Annotated in this window: 17 protein-coding genes; 8 read left to right on the top strand and 9 right to left on the bottom strand. The window is 60.4% G+C overall.

Going from position 1 to position 16,029, the window contains the following annotated elements:
• Positions 1–37: 37 nt before the first annotated feature.
• Positions 38–379 (bottom strand): hypothetical protein, encoded by a 342-nt coding sequence (locus ACI77D_RS20300; RefSeq protein ID WP_128590602.1) that lies wholly within the window; start codon positions 377–379, stop codon positions 38–40.
• Positions 380–424: 45 nt separating this feature from the next.
• A complete protein-coding gene (locus tag ACI77D_RS20295) occupies positions 425–1,069 on the bottom strand; it encodes an ATPase (RefSeq protein WP_221294548.1) in 645 nt (214 codons plus the stop codon).
• 143 nt (positions 1,070–1,212) lie between these two features.
• On the opposite strand from ACI77D_RS20295, the gene ACI77D_RS20290 reads away from it, so the two are divergent.
• Complete coding sequence (locus ACI77D_RS20290; RefSeq protein ID WP_064452093.1) at positions 1,213–1,488, top strand: hypothetical protein; 276 nt, start codon at positions 1,213–1,215, stop codon at positions 1,486–1,488.
• Here ACI77D_RS20290 and yfcF read toward each other — a convergent pair.
• Positions 1,463–2,095, bottom strand: coding sequence for a glutathione transferase (yfcF, locus tag ACI77D_RS20285; protein WP_407017345.1), 633 nt, complete (start codon positions 2,093–2,095; stop codon positions 1,463–1,465). The genes ACI77D_RS20290 and yfcF overlap by 26 nt on opposite strands.
• Before the next feature lie 176 nt (positions 2,096–2,271).
• Between yfcF and ACI77D_RS20280 the strand changes: the two genes are divergently transcribed.
• Positions 2,272–3,711 carry a hypothetical protein gene (locus tag ACI77D_RS20280; RefSeq protein ID WP_064452091.1) on the top strand — a complete coding sequence of 480 codons (1,440 nt, stop codon included), beginning with the start codon at positions 2,272–2,274 and terminating at the stop codon, positions 3,709–3,711.
• On the opposite strand, the gene ACI77D_RS20275 is transcribed toward ACI77D_RS20280, so the two are convergent.
• On the bottom strand, positions 3,708–4,250 hold the full coding sequence (locus ACI77D_RS20275; RefSeq protein WP_407017344.1) for a DUF924 family protein: 543 nt from the start codon (positions 4,248–4,250) through the stop codon (positions 3,708–3,710). The two genes, ACI77D_RS20280 and ACI77D_RS20275, sit on opposite strands and share 4 nt — an antisense overlap.
• Positions 4,251–4,378: 128 nt before the next feature.
• On the opposite strand from ACI77D_RS20275, the gene ACI77D_RS20270 reads away from it, so the two are divergent.
• A complete protein-coding gene (locus tag ACI77D_RS20270; RefSeq protein WP_407017343.1) occupies positions 4,379–4,534 on the top strand; it encodes a hypothetical protein in 156 nt (51 codons plus the stop codon).
• Between the two features lie 28 nt (positions 4,535–4,562).
• Here the strand turns inward: ACI77D_RS20270 and metE are convergent, their stop codons facing one another.
• The 3 genes from metE to ACI77D_RS20255 form a co-directional block, all read right to left on the bottom strand.
• The gene (gene metE / locus ACI77D_RS20265) at positions 4,563–6,851 is read right to left on the bottom strand and encodes a 5-methyltetrahydropteroyltriglutamate--homocysteine S-methyltransferase (protein ID WP_407017342.1); all 2,289 of its coding nucleotides are present in this window, start codon (positions 6,849–6,851) and stop codon (positions 4,563–4,565) included.
• 97 nt (positions 6,852–6,948) lie between these two features.
• Positions 6,949–7,554, bottom strand: a complete 606-nt coding sequence (locus ACI77D_RS20260) for a LysE family translocator (RefSeq protein WP_407017341.1) — start codon at positions 7,552–7,554, stop codon at positions 6,949–6,951.
• Positions 7,555–7,626: 72 nt separating this feature from the next.
• On the bottom strand, positions 7,627–8,502 hold the full coding sequence (locus ACI77D_RS20255; protein WP_407017340.1) for a LysR substrate-binding domain-containing protein: 876 nt from the start codon (positions 8,500–8,502) through the stop codon (positions 7,627–7,629).
• 116 nt (positions 8,503–8,618) lie between these two features.
• On the opposite strand from ACI77D_RS20255, the gene ACI77D_RS20250 reads away from it, so the two are divergent.
• The 5 genes from ACI77D_RS20250 (at position 8,619) to ACI77D_RS20230 (ending at position 13,714) form a co-directional block, all read left to right on the top strand.
• A complete protein-coding gene (locus tag ACI77D_RS20250; protein ID WP_407017339.1) occupies positions 8,619–9,908 on the top strand; it encodes an NAD(P)/FAD-dependent oxidoreductase in 1,290 nt (429 codons plus the stop codon).
• Between the two features lie 19 nt (positions 9,909–9,927).
• On the top strand, positions 9,928–11,016 hold the full coding sequence (locus tag ACI77D_RS20245) for a polyamine ABC transporter substrate-binding protein (protein WP_262667697.1): 1,089 nt from the start codon (positions 9,928–9,930) through the stop codon (positions 11,014–11,016).
• A 75-nt stretch (positions 11,017–11,091) separates the two neighbouring features.
• Complete coding sequence (locus ACI77D_RS20240) at positions 11,092–12,735, top strand: sensor domain-containing diguanylate cyclase (RefSeq protein WP_262667696.1); 1,644 nt, start codon at positions 11,092–11,094, stop codon at positions 12,733–12,735.
• Positions 12,736–12,848: 113 nt separating this feature from the next.
• A complete protein-coding gene (locus ACI77D_RS20235) occupies positions 12,849–13,232 on the top strand; it encodes a GFA family protein (protein WP_221294543.1) in 384 nt (127 codons plus the stop codon).
• Positions 13,232–13,714 carry a GNAT family N-acetyltransferase gene (locus ACI77D_RS20230; RefSeq protein WP_221294542.1) on the top strand — a complete coding sequence of 161 codons (483 nt, stop codon included), beginning with the start codon at positions 13,232–13,234 and terminating at the stop codon, positions 13,712–13,714. Before ACI77D_RS20235 ends, ACI77D_RS20230 begins: the two co-directional genes overlap by 1 nt.
• A 19-nt stretch (positions 13,715–13,733) precedes the next feature.
• On the opposite strand, the gene ACI77D_RS20225 is transcribed toward ACI77D_RS20230, so the two are convergent.
• On the bottom strand, positions 13,734–15,053 hold the full coding sequence (locus ACI77D_RS20225) for an OprD family porin (protein WP_064452084.1): 1,320 nt from the start codon (positions 15,051–15,053) through the stop codon (positions 13,734–13,736).
• A gap of 138 nt (positions 15,054–15,191) precedes the next feature.
• Positions 15,192–16,025, bottom strand: coding sequence for a phosphodiesterase (locus ACI77D_RS20220; RefSeq protein WP_259762634.1), 834 nt, complete (start codon positions 16,023–16,025; stop codon positions 15,192–15,194).
• Positions 16,026–16,029: the final 4 nt, after the last annotated feature.

Below are 16,029 nucleotides of genomic sequence, written 5' to 3'. Positions count from 1 at the left end.
TTGCCCGCTCCCACACTGGGTTCTGTGGGGTGTGGCGTTACTTGCAGTCCTGCGCCGCCAACTCAAGCCGCGACGGCTTGAGCGCCGACGCCAGCGGCTTGCGCTCGTACACGAACACCTTGCTGCCCTCTTGGGACTTGTAGGCTTCCAACACATCATCAGCCGCAAACTTGCTGGTCAACACGACTTTGGCGTGGCGCGAATTCTGGGTCACGGTCGAAGTGATGCCGTATTTTTCAAGCTTGGGCAAGACGCACTGCAGATAGCCTTCAGGGGTCTTATCGGTTTGCAACGTCAAGGTCGGAGCATTGGGAGCGGTGATACAACCGGTCAGCAACAAGGAAGCAAAAGCCAGGGCCGGGACGAAAAAAGAGCGCATAAACATTCCTGAAAATAACCAATAGGGTTCACATCAATCCACGCGTCAACCTGCGCGAACCAGGGCCTTGAGCGACACATCAAACTGCTTCAAGGCGTCAAGCTGTACATCACGCTGCTGTTCAATCTGCGCGGCTATCTCGGGCGCCGCCTTGTCCAGCACCCACACCGACGGCACCTGCTTGAGCACCGAGCCTTCGGCCTTGGCGATGTATTGCAGGTTCGCATCATAAAACCGCGCCACAAAACGCGCTTCGACCACGTCGTTGCGCTGGGTCAGCAGTTGGTTATGGGTATCGAGCACCACCACCACGTCCGGGTGAGCCTGCACCAGCTCATCCAGGCTGCTATAGACAGTCACGATACGAAAAGTGCCCTGCAGCGAGCTCATCAACCAATCAATCGCCAATTCCGGGTCGGAGCTGGTGACGAACGCCTCGCGGATACGCCCGTCGAGGGCATCCTTGGCGCCGTTCATGGCCATGGCGTGGTAGCGTTCAAGGTAGTTGAGGTTGTCGCGGGTGTTTTCGCTGTACAACACACCCACCGATTGCGCGTGCTGCAGGGAGTCTACGCTACCGACGAGTGGCAGCAAATGGCCCGCATGCACATCATCGGCAATGGCCGGGTTGGCCAGCAGCGTTGTGCCGAGCATCAGCATGATTAAACCCAACTGGATCATCGTCCTCATCGCGCATTTCCTTGAACAGCGTCTCGATGGCGTGATTGTCCGCTTTTCGCGTAAAAACAGAACTTGCGATCCTTGATGGTGACTATCATTTGAACCGATAGTGTCGCCTACCCCGACCGCTATAAAACTATAAGGACCACGCCATGAAGCCCCACCAGAAAACCTTCGACCGCATCCGCGACGCCGTACTGCCGGAGTTTCGCGAGCGGGTCGCCGATTACCTGGTCGATTATGAACACGTGTTGCAGGACGAAGCGGCGGACGCCGAAAAGCGCTATGCCAGCGCCCAGCAACTGCGCGGTTACCTGCGCGGCTTGAACACGACGCGGGTGCTGGGCATGGCGGATTGGGAAGACCTGGACCGGCGCGTGACCCAGGAATGGCAAGAAACCGCTACAGCGCCGGGCGTTGCAGGTTGACCCATTCCTGCACCGATGGCCGCTGCCACTGGTGCCGGGCGTAGGCGACCAGCTCGTCAGGCACGCTGTCACCGCCCAGGATCAAGCGATTGAGCATCACGGCCAAGTCCACGTCAGCAATGGACCACGCGCCGAACAGGTTCGTCGGGTTGCCCGCCAACAGCGCCTGCGCCGCATCGATCAACTTGCGCGCCGCCGCTTGCGCCACGGGCGACAACGGCGGGGCCTTTTGCCCGTAAAACACCACCAAGGTCGAGCGCTCCTGGCGAATCGGCAACAGGTCGCTGCGCAACCACGCCTGGACCTGTCGCGCCCTCGCCCGCTGTCTTGGATCTGCCGGGTACACCGCTGTTTCAGGGTAGGCCTGATCCAGGTACTCACAGATCGCCGAAGACTCCGACAGCGCGAAGTCTCCCTCCACTAACGTCGGTACGCGTTGGGTCATCGACAGCCGGGCAAACTCCGCGGTCTGGTTGTGCGCCGCTTCAAGATCAAGGCTGACGGTCTCGAAGGCCAGGCCCTTTTCCCGCAGGGTGACGAACACCGACATCGCGTAAGGGCTGGTGAACATTGAATCAACGTAAAGGCGCAGCGGGCCATGGCTCATGAGCAATCTCCTGGGGTGAGCCCTCACGCTACGAGATCTGCGCCGATAAAGACAATGCAGGGATTTTATGGGGGCATTCCTGACGGGAATAGCAGCAATGATGGCAAGATCATAGCGATTAGCTACTCTGCGAAATCGGCCCTGCCTTTCGTAGTTCTTCAAGGAATGATCAGCTTATGAAACAAGCAGTTGTCGTCATCCACGGCATCGGCGAACAGCGCCCGATGGACACTTTACGCGGCTTCGTGGAAGCCATGATCCCGACGGACACACCCGGCGGCACTCCGTTCTACTGGAGCAAGCCGGACCGGCTCTCGCGCAATTTCGACCTGCGTGTTCTGAAGTCGTCGGGGCGTACTAGCACGGATTTCTACGAGTATTACTGGGCTCACAAGATGCAAGGCACCAAGGTCGGCCATCTGCTGGGCTGGCTGTGGGATATTTTCAAGCGCCCGCGCCGCGACATTCCCGACGCCATCGTGCCGATCTGGCGCACCACCCGCTGGACGGTGATGGTGCTCCTGCTGCTGGTCGCTACCGGCACCCTGGCCACGGCCTGGGGCCAGTTCGATCACAGCGACAACCCCTTCGCACTGGTTCCACTGCTGGTCGGCGCCATCGGCCTGGGGTTGCGCTATTCCGCGCTGTCCTATTTGGGTGATGCGGCCCGCTACCTCAGCCCCAACCCGCAGAACGTAGTGGTGCGCGAACAGATCCGCGCAGATGGCGTGGAGTTGCTGCGCGCCCTGCACAAAAAGGGCGACTATGACCGCATCATCGTCGTCGGCCACAGCTTGGGCAGTGTGATTGCCTACGATATCGTCGGCTACCTGTGGCATGAACATCACGACCAACTGACCCAAGTCATCCCCAGCAACCGCGAGCTGGCCAGCCGTTATGCCGACCACGCAGCACTGCAACCGGTGATCAAGGAAGCGCTGCCCAACGCCGGCGCGGCCCTCGACGGCAGCCTGGGCCGTACTTTGAGTTTTCGCGAGCAGCAGGCCGAAGCGTTTATCGAGCAGCGCGGCCTGGGCAACCCGTGGCGCATCACCGACCTGGTCACCGTCGGCAGCCCGATGGCGCATGCCAGCCTGCTGCTGGGCCGCAGTGTGAGTGACTTCAAAAAACGCATTGAGCGCCGCGAAGCCCCGGCCTGCCCGCCCACCGAGGACACCAAGGGCTACGGCTACAACGCCCGCCAGCCAGTGATGCTCGGCCAAAAACCGTTCACCCCGCAGTACCTGCATCATGCAGCGGTATTTGCCGTGACGCGCTGGACCAATCTCTACTTCCCGGCGCCCTTCGGCCTGTTTGGTGATGTCGTCGGCGGCCCGGTCAAGCCAGTGATGGGCGCAGGCGTGCTGGACCTGCCGGTAACCGTGGGCAAATGGAAAGGCTGGCTCGCCCGCTCCTGGCTGAGCCACACCCATTACTGGAGCGAGCGCGGCGGCGCCCAGGGCTACCTCGGCACGCTGGGCGAGGATGACAACGCAATCAGCCACGGCCCGCGTCCTTCGGCCACCGAAGCGTTGCGCTGGGCGGTCGACCTCAAGGGCCTGCGGCGCTTTCGTCCAGCGCCCGCCAAGGTACCCCTGGCGCAGGCCGAAGCCTAGCCTGCGAAGCCGCCGGCCTGGAGAAATGCCTGTTCCTGTGGCGTGGTTACCCTGGCCAGCACCGCATTGCGATGGGGGAAACGCCCGAACCGTTGGATGATGTTCGCGTGCTCATTGGCCCAGTGGCGGGTGCTGGCATCTAGGTGCTGATTCAACGCCACCGAACGCTGCTGATCCGCCGGGTCTTCCGAATGCTCAAACGGCAAATAACAGAACGCGCGTAGTTCGGGCTCGACAAGCTGGTCGAGCCCGACCTCGACCATGCGGTGTGCGTACAAACGCGCCAGCGGGTCGGTGGCAAACATATGCGCGGTACCGCGAAACGCATTGCGTGGGTATTGATCCAGCAGGATCAGCAACGCCAGCGCGCCATGGGCTGAACCCAGCCAGCCTTCCAACTCGCGCCGTGCCGCCTGCATGTGGGTCGCGTGAAACCCGTCGCGAAAGGCCGCGTCAAATTCGTCGTCCTTGGCGAACCAGCGCTTGGGCCCGGCCTGCTTCCAGAACTGAATCACCGCCTCGATAGACTGCCCATTCATGCCTGCCATCTTTCTCTCCACTCAACCTGCCTATTTCATTATCGACGCCGACAGAATCGATTAAGTATCTCAACCTGAAGCCTTAACCGCTTCGAAACGACCGCGCCACTGCCCATAGGGTGTACCTGATGATCCACCGTCTTGCCCAGGTTTTCAGTGATTCCAATAGCCATGTGCGTGCCAAACTGTTTGGCATCTACGGGATCTTTATCGCCAGTTGGGCCCTCTCGGTGATGCTGTATCGCTGGAAGGGTTTTGACCGCATCGAGGCCAACCCCAAGTAAGGTTGGCCCCGTCGGTCAGAGGTTTAGATCACGCCAGTTCAGCGCGCAGCTGACGCGCCGCCGCGACCATGTGGATCAGCGCCGCTTCAGTCTCAGGCCAGGCACGGGTCTTCAAACCGCAATCCGGGTTGACCCACAGACGCTCGGCCGGAATCCGTTTGGCCGCTTTGCGCAGCAAGTTAACCATTTGTGCAACATCCGGCACGCGTGGCGAGTGGATGTCGTAGACACCCGGGCCGATTTCGTTCGGGTAAGCGAAGGCTTCGAACGCGTCCAGCAACGCCATGTCCGAGCGCGACGTCTCGATGGTGATGACGTCGGCATCCATGGCCGCAATGGACTCGATCACATCGTTGAACTCGCTGTAGCACATGTGGGTGTGGATCTGGGTTTCATCGCGCACCCCGCAGGCGCACAGACGGAACACTTCGGTCGCCCAGTCCAGGTAGTGCTGCCACTGCGCCTGGCGCAACGGCAGCCCTTCACGGAACGCGGCTTCGTCGATTTGGACGATCTTGATGCCGGCGGCTTCCAGGTCGACCACCTCGTCACGGATGGCCAAGGCCAGTTGACGCGCCTGCACTTCGCGGCTCACGTCTTCCCGTGGGAAAGACCACATCAGCAAGGTCACCGGGCCGGTCAGCATGCCCTTCATGACCTTGCTGGTCAGGCCCTGGGCGTAGCGGATCCACTCCACCGTCATGGCTTTGGGGCGGCTCAGGTCGCCGAAGATCACCGCCGGTTTCACGCAGCGCGAACCGTAGCTCTGGACCCAGCCGAAGCGGGTGAACACGTAGCCGTCCAGTTGCTCGGCGAAGTATTCAACCATGTCGTTGCGCTCGGCTTCACCGTGCACCAGCACATCCAGGCCCAGGTTTTCCTGCACTTCAACGGCGTGTTTGATCTCGCTGTGCATGGCTTCGACGTATTCGGCTTCACTCAGCTTGCCGGTTTTGAAGGACTGGCGCGCCAGGCGGATCGAGGCGGTTTGCGGGAATGAACCGATGGTGGTGGTCGGGAACAGCGGCAGGTTCAGGCCGGCACGCTGTTTGTCGATACGCTGCGCGAACAGCGACTGGCGCTGTGTGTCCTTGGCGGTGATTGCCGCCACACGGGCTTGCACGGCCGGCTTGTGAATGCGTGGCGAAGCGGCCCGGGCCGCTTGTACCGCGCGGCTTTGCGCCAGGGCGGCGAGCACGTTCGGTGCTTCGGGCTCAGTGACAGCCTGGGCCAGCACCGCGACTTCCGAGCACTTCTGCAGGGCGAACGCCAACCAGCTTTTCAGTTCGGCATCCAGCGTGTCTTCACGGTTCAAGTCAACCGGGCTGTGCAGCAGCGAGCAGGACGGTGCCACCCACAGGCGATCACCCAATTTCTCATGCGCATGTTGCAAAGTCGCCAGGGCCTTTTCCAGGTCGCAACGCCAGACGTTACGGCCGTTGACGACCCCCAACGACAACACTTTATAAGCCGGCAAGCGGTCGAGGATCGTCGGGTATTGGTCCGGCGCACGCACCAGGTCGATGTGCAGGCCGTCGACCGGCAGGTTAGCGGCCAGGCCCAGGTTCTCTTCGAGGCCGCCGAAGTAAGTGGCCACCAGCTTTTTCAGCGGGTCACGCTGGATCAGGTTGTAGGCACGCTCAAAAGCGTTTTTCCACGCTTGTGGCAGGTCCAGCACCAGGATTGGCTCGTCAATCTGCACCCACTCAACGCCCAGGTCAGCCAGGCGCTGGAAGATCTGGCCGTACAGCGGCAGCAGGCGCTCGAGCAGGTCGAGCTTGTCGAAGTCGCCGCCCTTGGCCTTGCCCAGCCACAGGTAAGTCAGCGGGCCGATGACGACCGGCTTGACGGTGTGGCCCAGGTCACGGGCTTCCTGCACTTCTTCGAACAACTCATCCCAACCCAGGTGGAACTGCTGGTCGGCGCTGAATTCGGGTACCAGATAGTGGTAGTTGGTGTCGAACCACTTGGTCATTTCCTGGGCGTGGGCACCGCCGCAGCAGCTGTCACTGACGCCACGGGCCATGCCGAACAGGGTGTGCAACGTGGCTTTGCCATCCGCCGGGCGGAAACGCTCAGGGATCACGCCGAACATCAGCGAATGGGTCAGTACCTGGTCGTACCAGGCGAAGTCACCGGCGGGCAGCAATTCGATACCGGCCTTTTTCTGCAGGTCCCAGTGGGTCTTGCGCAGGTCACGGCCGACGGCACGCAGGCCCGCTTCGTCGAGTTCACCCTTCCAAAACGCTTCCTGCGCTTTTTTCAGTTCACGATCGCGTCCAATGCGCGGAAATCCAAGGGAATGAGCGACTGCCATGACATACAACTCCAACGTAGGTATTTATGGCAGCCATTGTCGACAGATGCTGATAGTGAGACAAACTCATTTTATTTCAGACGAACACAAGATTTGCTCATGTTGAAATCAGGTGCAGGTAAAACGCGTGAAACATGAAATACGCACACACGGCCAGTGCTATCCCCATGCAGCGGTTAAAGACGGTAAACGCCGACGTCCCGCTGATTCGCCGCCCCAGCACCGCCCCAAGCAACGCGTAGACCCAAGGCGCGCCGAACGCACCGCACGCCAGTAATGCCGACACTCCAGCAATGGACGCACCGCTGATATGCGCCGCCGGCAACATCACGCTGGTGATCGGCAGTACCGCCATGATGCCTTTGGGATTCAGCAACTGAATCACCAGGCCGTTCCAGAACGTGAGGGTTTTACCCGGCTCACGTGAAGCGTCCTCGACAACCGTGCGCGCGGTGAACACCTGATAGGCCAGATACAGTGTGTAAACGCCGCCGACCAGCGAGATATACGGTAATGCCGCTTGGGAAATGATCGCCTCGCCGGTGTAACCAAACAGTACGAACAGCAACAGCATCGCGCAGCCTACGCCGATGAAGAAACCGGTGGAGCGGCGGAATTTGCCGGTGAGCCCGGCATTCAGGCCCATGAAATTTACCGGACCCGGGCTGTACATGACGCTGAAGGCGTAGAGAAAGATGTCCATGGAAAACCTGCCGTAGAAGAAGTGCGGCGAGTCTACCGAGGCGGTTTGCGCTGAATCTTGTACGTTTGTGGTTCACTGCTGCGCCTGTCGTGCAAACCACTCCATGACCATTGCACAACCGGGGTGAGACGCCGCCATGGGTTGCAGGCACAGCGCATACACCCCACCGGTCTCCAGAGGTTCGCCCAACGGCACCACCAGCACACCCCGCTCGATGGATTCGACGGCCAGGGTCAGGTCGGTCATCGCCACACCCAACCCACGGACGGCGGCGTCCAGCGCCAGTTCATCGAGGTTGAACGGAATATGGCGGTATTCCTCCAGCGCGCCCGCACCGTTGGCGGCCAGCCACACGCGCCAATCCTGCTTGTCCACCGAACGGTGCAGCAGCGCCATGTGGCGCAGGTCGTCCAGTGTGGTCAGCGGCCCCAGCCCGGGAGCGCACACCGGCACCAGTTTTTCCTCGAACAACGTCAGGCACGCCGGATCGTTCGGCGGCTGGGGCAGGTATTGGATGTAAGCATCACTATCGCCGGCAGGCTCGACCGCTTCGGTGGCGACGGTCTCGATGGCCAGCGAAATGTCCGGGTGCAGCCGGTAGAAATCACTCAGCTTCGGCAGCAGCCAACGCACCGCCAACGACACATGCAGGCGAATCCGAAACGGGCGTTTCTGCGGGGAGATCCGGTCCTCCAGCACCTTGAGCTGCGCGAGGATACTGCGCGCACATGCCAGCACTTGCTCGCCTTCGACAGTAACGCGCAGGCTGCGACTGGTGCGGGTGAACAGCGCCACGCCGAAATGGCTTTCCAATTGCTGGATTTGGCGACTGACCGCGCTTTGGGTCAGGCACAGCGTATACGCGGCCTGAGTGAAGCTGGCGCTGTCACTGACTTCCACCAGCGCCTGCAGGCCTTGCAAGGACGGCACGTGACGAATCTTATCCATGCGTTTTCCGAATAACTGGATGATTTTATAACGTTGGTTGTATCACCCAACCCCCTATAAATTCTAGCCATCGACTTAAATCATCCATGCAATCAACGCATGCAGCCGAGGCAAACGTGGACAATACCTGTGGCTGGATAGCCCAAACCGACCCCCTACCCGCCCGCGACGCCTTGAAGGGCGCACAACAGGCCGATTGGCTGGTGATCGGCGCCGGCATCACCGGGCTGTGTGCCGCCCACAGCCTCGCGGCCCTGCACCCTGAAGCACGCATCGTGATCGTCGACCGTCAATACGCCGCCCAAGGTGCCTCGGCGCGGAACTCGGGGTTTGTGGTGGCCCATGAACACCCGGCTGAAAACGAGTTGTTGGGCCGCCCAGGGTTCGCAGGATTCGAGGTGGACACTGCCATCTCTCGGGCCGCCAGCGACGAGGTGCACCAGCGCATCACTCGCCATGGCATCGACTGCGACTTTCGCGACAATGGCTACTTCTTTGCCGTGCATGACGCCGACAAACTCAACCAGGTCGACGACAAACTTGCCACCCTGCGCGCCCTCGGTGCCTCTGCGCAATTTCTGCAAGGCGACGCACTGCACCAGAAGCTCGGCACCGCGCATTACCAGGCCGGAATCTGGTGCGGCAACGGCAACGCCCTGCTGCAACCGGCCAAATATGTGAAAGGTTTGCTGGCGGCGTTACCTGCATCGGTCAGTCTGTTTGAAAACACCGATATCACCGGTATGGAACGCATGAGCAACGGCGCCATTCGCGCGACCAGCCGGGCCGGGAGTATCGAAGCACGGCATGTGCTGGTGTGCCTGAACGCCTTTATCCCCCGCGTCGGCCTGGACCACAGCGCCACCTTCCCCATGGAACTGAGCGCGAGCCTCACCCGCCCGCTGACGGAAAAAGAATGCGCCGCCGAACCCTGGGGCGTGCTGTCAACGCGGCCACTCGGCGCCACCGTGCGTTTGACGCCGGACCGGCGCGTGATGATCCGCAACACGGCCGAGTACCGCACGCGTGACCTGGCCAACGGCGACTTACTGCAACGGCGCCACCACCACGTGCGTGGCTTGCAACGACGCTTCCCGGGGCTCACCGAGCAAGACATCCACTACACCTGGACCGGCCACCTCAGTGCGTCACGGTCCGGCCAGCCTTACTTCGCCAAGGTCGAAAACAACCTGTTTGCCATCGCCGGCTGTAACGGTTCCGGCGTGGCGCGCGGCACGTTGTGGGGGCGACTGATGGCGGAGTGGGCATCGGGCGCAAGCTCACCCTTGCTGCAATCGGTCATACAGCGTGCGCAGCCCGGCTGGCTGCCGCCCCGCCCGCTGTTTGACCTCGGTGCCCTGCTACGCATGCGTATTGAAGCGGTACGTGCCCGTTCCGAAATCTAAAACAAAAAAGGTGAATGCAATGCACATCAAGCAATTGTCCGTGGCCGTGATGCTCGGTGCGTTTTCGGCGGCCGGCTACGCCGCCGAAGAGGTCAATATCTCCAACTGGAACGGCTATATCGCCGACGACACCCTCACCCGCTTCACCCAGGCCACCGGTATCAAGGCCACCTACGACATTCATGACAGCAACGAAGTGCTCGAATCCAAGTTGATGACCGGCAACACCGGCTATGACGTGGTCAGCCCTTCCAACCATTTCCTGTCGAGGTTGATCAAGGCCGCAGCGATACAGAAGCTGGACCGCAGCCAGTTACCCAACTGGAAAAACCTCGACCCGCTGCTGATGAAAAAACTTGAGGTCAACGACCCGGGCAACCAGTACGGTTTCCCGTATATGTGGGGCACCGCCGGCATCGGCTACAACGTCGAGAAGATCAAGGCGATCTTTGGCAACACCGACGTCACCCACTCGTGGAAGATGTTTTTTGATGTCGACACGATCAAAAAACTCAGCACCTGCGGGGTAGCGATCATCGACAACCCCACGCAGATACTGCCCATCACCCTCAACTATCTCGGGCTGCCCCACCACAGCCATGAACCCGGCGACTATAAACAGGCCGAGCAGGCATTGTTGAAGATCCGGCCTTATATCCAGTACTTCCACGCCTCCAAGTACATCAGCGACCTGGCCAACGGCAATATCTGCGCGGTGATCGGTTTCAACGGCGACATCGTGCAAGCGGCCACCAGCGCGAAGGAAGCCAAAAACGGTATCGAGATCGCCTACTCCATCCCTGAAGAAGGCTCGACGCTCTGGATGGACATGGTGGTGATGCCCAAAGCCGCCCCCCATGAAAAGAACGCCTACACTTATATGAATTATCTGCTCGACCCCAAGGTGATCGCCAACATCAGCAACAGCATCCACTACGCCAACCCCAATAGCGCGGCAGATGAATTTCTGACGCCTGCGGTGAAGCAGGACCTGGCGATCTATCCGCCGAAAGGTGTGATGGACAAGTTGTTTATCGTCGAAGACTTGCCCCCGGCGATTGCACGATTGGCTACGCGTTTGTGGACCAAATTGAAGACCAACACATAAGCGCATCCACCGCTGGTCGTAACCCTTGCATTGGGCATAACATGAGTCAAAACAAACACTAAAAAATGAGCCCCCATGATCAAAGCCAGCCTGCGCAGTCATCTGACCCTTTGGTTTGCCGGCTTGTCATTGCTCACGCTGCTCAGCGTGGGCTTCTATGTCGGTCAAATCGCCACAGAGCAGATGAAGCAGGCCAGTGGCAATACGCTGCTCAGCACGGCCCGATCCACAGCGGCGCTGCTGGCCGTGCAATTGCATGATCGTCAACTGGAAGTGTCCTTGTTGAGCAAGGCACCGATCATGCGCAGGGGCAACCTGGACGCGCCGGATATCCTGACCTTGATGGAGCTGCGCACCCAATCGCGCGCGGAGTATGCGTGGATGGGCGTTGCCGACGCCGACGGGCGTGTGCGACAGGCGGTCAACGGGCTGCTGGTCAATCAATCGGTGCAACAGCGGCCGTGGTTTCAGGCAGGCATGCACGCCGAGTACACCGGCGACCCCCACGAAGCCGTCTTGCTCGCCAAGCTGCTACCCGGTGCTGCGAATGGCGAGCCGCTGCGCTTTATCGATTTCGCTGCGCCGATTCGCAATGCTGAAGGTGAAACGATAGCCGTGCTGGGCGCCCATGCTCACTGGAACTGGGTTACCCAGATTGTCGATTCCGCCGTGATGCAAAAGGATGCTATCCCCAAGGTAGAGGCGCTGATTGTCGATTTTGACGGCAGGGTGCTTTACCCGGAATTGCTCGCAGGCGAACACATGCCGCCCGACCAATTGAGCACGCCCTCCGGCTGGTCCACGGGCAATGGCTACGTCACTGCCTCGGTGGCAGTCCCAAGCCCGTCGAATGCCAAAATGACCTGGTACATCATGGTGCGCCAACCGTTGGACGTCGCACTGCAACCGGCGCGCACCCTGCTCTACAAATTGCTGCTACTGGGGTTACTCGCAGCAATTATCTTCGTACTTGCCGCTTACTACATCGCATCATCACTCAGCCGTCCCATCGAACGCCTGGCCAAGTCAGCCAAGCAAGTGCAGGACCAACAGCCCGGCGCCGTCTTCCCGCAGGAACATTCGGTGCTGGAAATCGCCCAACTGGGCCGGTCCATCAGCAGCATGACCCAATCGCTGCTCGCCAAAGAGCGCGAACTGCAGGAAGCCAATGCCTCCCTGGAGGCCACGGTCGCCCAGCGCACCGCCGACCTCACCCAAGCCAATGCCGACCTCTTGAGCCTGGCAACACACGACGCGCTCACCGGCGTCTACAACCGCCGCCGCTTCGATGAGAAACTCGCCGAGAACAGCCTGCTGTTCCAACGCACCGGCCGCACCTTCGCCCTGCTGCTGATCGACGCAGACTACTTCAAGCGCGTCAACGACACCTACGGCCACGCGGTAGGCGATGACGTGTTATGCCAACTGGCGACGCTGATCGAGAGCAACACCCGCGCCACCGACTTTGTCGCGCGCTACGGCGGTGAAGAATTCGCGGTATTGCTGCCGGAAGTTGAAGAGCCCGACAGCCCGGACGTCGTCGCCGAGAAAATCCGGGCCGCCGTGGCTGCGGCGAAATTTCCGACGGTGGGCGATGTCACCGTGAGTATTGGCGTGAGCATCGCCCAGCCTTCGGACCGGGATTCTTTAGCCCTGCTCAAGCGCGCGGATATGCAGCTGTATGAGGCCAAGGCTGCGGGCAGAAATCGGGTGGTGTGAACGAGGCGAATCAATCCAGCCTGGCGAGCGGGCTTGCCACAACAGCGGTTGATTCACCACAGTCTCTACGCGCGAAAATAGCCTGTGGCGCGACTTATTGGGAGATACAACACATGGATGCAGTGACTCAAGGCAGTTGCCTGTGCGGCGCTATCAGTTTTCAGGTTTCAACTCCATTAAAAGCCGCCACCCATTGCCACTGCAAAAAATGCCAGAAAGGGCATGGTGCTGCATTCGCCACGTACGCGAGCGCCCCCAAGTCAGCTGTGAGTATCAACGCCCCGTCGGATGCGCTTCGAAGCTATGAATCATCACAGGGCGTGACTCGCCAATTCTGCTCCCAGTGCGGATCATCGTTGTTCTGGTCTGACGCAAAAGGGCTTTACCCAGAGTGGATTTCGATTGCACTGGGCACACTCGACACCCCTTTTGTGGCGCGAAAGCAGATGCACAGTTGCATTGAGTCCAAGGCCGCCTGGTTTAGCGGGGAGTCTTGATGATGCTGACCAGCGAAGACGTTGCGATACGCAAGCTGGAGGAGCTCCCCGAACAGATCCGCGTACTGGAAGCGCAGGCCGTTGCCGAAGGGTTCCGGTTCCTGACGCGGCTTATCACCGAATGGGAAAACCGCTCCAATCGATTTGATCAACCCGGTGAGTGCCTGTTGGGCGTCTTTCGTCACGGCCAGTTGATTGCCGTCGGCGGCATGTCCTGCGACCCATACGCCGGCCCGGGAATCGGTCGACTGCGCCGGGTATACGTGGCGCCCGCGATGCGCGGCCGTCGTATCGCAAAGACCTTGGTAGAACAGCTACTGGAAAACGCAGCGGTTCATTTTCAGGCCGTGCGCCTGTTCACCGATACACCACAGGCCGCGAACTTTTACCTGCGCTGCGATTTTCAACCCATCGAGGATGACAAGGCGACGCACGTAAAGTCACTCACGCCCTTGAAAGCACGCGCCTCAAAAGAGCCTTGAGGCGCGGTGCGTCTGCCACCTACATCAACGGAATCGAATAGCTCACAAACACCCGATTCTGATCCTGGTCGCGCGCCACGTCGCTGCGCGACATACCATTGCGCCAGCCGAACCCGACGTTCTTGAATGTACCGCTCTGCACCACGTAATCCAGGGAGATATCCCGCTCCCACTCGCTGGCATTGTTGCCGGTGGTAGTGAGGATATGGTCGCCCTTCAAATACATCACCGACGCCTTCAGGCCTGGCAGGCCCAGCGCGACGAAGTCGTAGGCATATTGCGCGAAGGCAGTACGCTCACCGGCCTGGATGAAGGTCTGCACCGTACGGTCGGTGTACAGGTACAGGCTGGAGCCACCCTCCCCTTTGTTCACCAGGCCACCCTGGTTGAGTTGGGCGAAGTTGCTGTCGTCGGAGACTTGCTGGTAACCGGCGGTGATCGCATGGGGCCCCAAGGAGTAAATGAAGGCGGCACTCCAGGTGTTGTTGTCGATTTCGCCGTCGCCATTCTTGGTATAGCCGCCGAACTTATAACCTTCGGCGCGCCCGGCAGCGCTGCTGTTTTTGCCGTCGGAGGTGGTCTTGAAGTAACGCAGGTCGGTTTTCAGTGAGCCGTAGTCGCCCAGCGGCAACACATGGATCAAACCGGCGAAGTGCTGTTGGTAATAGTCTTCGAGGTTGGCGTAGTAATACTGGACCAGCAGGTCCTTGTTCACTTGGTAGTCGGCACCGGCGTAGTTGAATTTATTGCTTTCCCGGGTGCCGCCCGCCGCTGCCAGGCCGCTGCTGTCGCTGGAGCCACGGCCGGTGGTGTGTTGCAGTTGACCGCCGATCAGGGTCAGGTTGTCGATGTCTTTACTGGTGACCTGCCCGCCTTCGAAGGATTGCGGTAACAGGCGGCCATCGTTGCTCACCAGGATCGGCAGGTTCGGCCGCAGGTAGCCGTAGCGCAACTCGGTCTTGGCGAAACGCGCCTTGGCCGTCGCGCCAGCACGTGCCCAGCTGTCCGCCGCTTTGCCGTCATCGTTGGGGATCATCGAGCTGCCCACGTGGCGGCCGGCACCGCTGTCGAGGGTCACGCCGAGCATGCCGACGGCGTCAAGTCCAAAACCGACGGTGCCTTCGGTAAAGCCCGACTGGTAGTTGAGGATAAACGCCTGGCCCCACTCTTCGGTCTTCGACGGGGCGGCGGCGCCGTCACGGTTGTCGTTATTGAAGTAGAAGTTGCGCATGCTCAAGTTGGCTTTACTGTCGCTCAGGAAATCAGCGCTCGCCAAAGGGCTCAGGGCAATGCCCAGGCCGCCGGTCAATACGCTTAATACATTCAACGTGGCTTTCATCAGGACGAACTCCGGCGCGGAATCCAGGTTCCGGGCGCAAAAAGAAGGCAGCAGGAAGCACGCGGCCCCTCTTGAGTGGGCCGGTGCACTAACGAGCGTTTAAGTACTTAGTTGAGTGAAGTGAACCTCCGTAAAACCTCAGTCAATCAATCCATGAGCGTCATAAAACGGATACGGCCCCGGGTAATCCCCGAACACGCCGTTGTGGCTGATCAACCCCTGCTGTTCATCCCAGCGGTGCAGCAGGTAACCCGCCGGCTCCAGGTTGAAATGCGCGGGCGCGGCGTCTTGCAGGTCGAGCACGATCTGGTGGGAAGTGCCGGGGCACACGCAACTCAAGCTACCGCCGAAACGCCGTTGCATGGGCCGATGTAAATGCCCGCACAACAGGCGCTCCACCTGAGGGTGGCGGGCAACGACGCGCTCCAAAGCGGCGGCGTTGATAAAGGCTTCGCGGTCCATATGGCCAATGCCGCTGATAAACGGCGGGTGGTGCAGGATCAGCAAGGTCGGTGCAGCGGGGCGCAGCGCCAACTGTTCGTCGAGCCACTGCAACTGACTGTCCAGCAACTGGCCGCCATGGCCACCGGGAATGGTCGAGTCGAGGCCGATCAGACGCAGCGGATGCTCGTCCACTACCCAATCCAAAGGGCCCTCTGCCGAGGCGGGTAAATAAGCGTGATCGCGGAAGGCATCCAGCAACGGACCGCGCGTGTCATGGTTGCCGGGCACCAGGTAGCAAGGCATCTGCAGGCGTGCCAGCTCAGGGTGCAGCACGGCGTATTCGTCGGCGCGACCGAAGTCCACCAGGTCGCCGCTGACCACCACAATATCGGGCCTGGGGTAGCTGGCGTTCAGATGATCGACGGCACGGCGCAGCGCGCCCAGGGTATCGACAACGCCATAGGTCAAGCGATTGCCGGCTTTAAGGTGCAAATCGCTGATCTGCGCAACAAGAAACGGACGGTTCAAAATA

Source organism: Pseudomonas sp. O39 (genome assembly GCF_045447295.1).
Lineage (GTDB): Bacteria > Pseudomonadota > Gammaproteobacteria > Pseudomonadales > Pseudomonadaceae > Aquipseudomonas > Aquipseudomonas antarctica_A.
This window is presented reverse-complemented; position numbering and strand designations above follow the sequence as displayed.

What these genes read in the sequence shown, in the direction of transcription:
- ACI77D_RS20300 (WP_128590602.1), bottom strand. Translation starts at nt 379, where the DNA reads ATGCGCTCTTTTTTCGTCCCGGCCCTGGCTTTTGCTTCCTTGTTGCTG.
- ACI77D_RS20295 (WP_221294548.1), bottom strand. Translation starts at nt 1,069, where the DNA reads ATGAGGACGATGATCCAGTTGGGTTTAATCATGCTGATGCTCGGCACA.
- ACI77D_RS20290 (WP_064452093.1), top strand. Translation starts at nt 1,213, where the DNA reads ATGAAGCCCCACCAGAAAACCTTCGACCGCATCCGCGACGCCGTACTG.
- yfcF (WP_407017345.1), bottom strand. Translation starts at nt 2,095, where the DNA reads ATGAGCCATGGCCCGCTGCGCCTTTACGTTGATTCAATGTTCACCAGC.
- ACI77D_RS20280 (WP_064452091.1), top strand. Translation starts at nt 2,272, where the DNA reads ATGAAACAAGCAGTTGTCGTCATCCACGGCATCGGCGAACAGCGCCCG.
- ACI77D_RS20275 (WP_407017344.1), bottom strand. Translation starts at nt 4,250, where the DNA reads ATGAATGGGCAGTCTATCGAGGCGGTGATTCAGTTCTGGAAGCAGGCC.
- ACI77D_RS20270 (WP_407017343.1), top strand. Translation starts at nt 4,379, where the DNA reads ATGATCCACCGTCTTGCCCAGGTTTTCAGTGATTCCAATAGCCATGTG.
- metE (WP_407017342.1), bottom strand. Translation starts at nt 6,851, where the DNA reads ATGGCAGTCGCTCATTCCCTTGGATTTCCGCGCATTGGACGCGATCGT.
- ACI77D_RS20260 (WP_407017341.1), bottom strand. Translation starts at nt 7,554, where the DNA reads ATGGACATCTTTCTCTACGCCTTCAGCGTCATGTACAGCCCGGGTCCG.
- ACI77D_RS20255 (WP_407017340.1), bottom strand. Translation starts at nt 8,502, where the DNA reads ATGGATAAGATTCGTCACGTGCCGTCCTTGCAAGGCCTGCAGGCGCTG.
- ACI77D_RS20245 (WP_262667697.1), top strand. Translation starts at nt 9,928, where the DNA reads ATGCACATCAAGCAATTGTCCGTGGCCGTGATGCTCGGTGCGTTTTCG.
- ACI77D_RS20240 (WP_262667696.1), top strand. Translation starts at nt 11,092, where the DNA reads ATGATCAAAGCCAGCCTGCGCAGTCATCTGACCCTTTGGTTTGCCGGC.
- ACI77D_RS20235 (WP_221294543.1), top strand. Translation starts at nt 12,849, where the DNA reads ATGGATGCAGTGACTCAAGGCAGTTGCCTGTGCGGCGCTATCAGTTTT.
- ACI77D_RS20230 (WP_221294542.1), top strand. Translation starts at nt 13,232, where the DNA reads ATGATGCTGACCAGCGAAGACGTTGCGATACGCAAGCTGGAGGAGCTC.
- ACI77D_RS20225 (WP_064452084.1), bottom strand. Translation starts at nt 15,053, where the DNA reads ATGAAAGCCACGTTGAATGTATTAAGCGTATTGACCGGCGGCCTGGGC.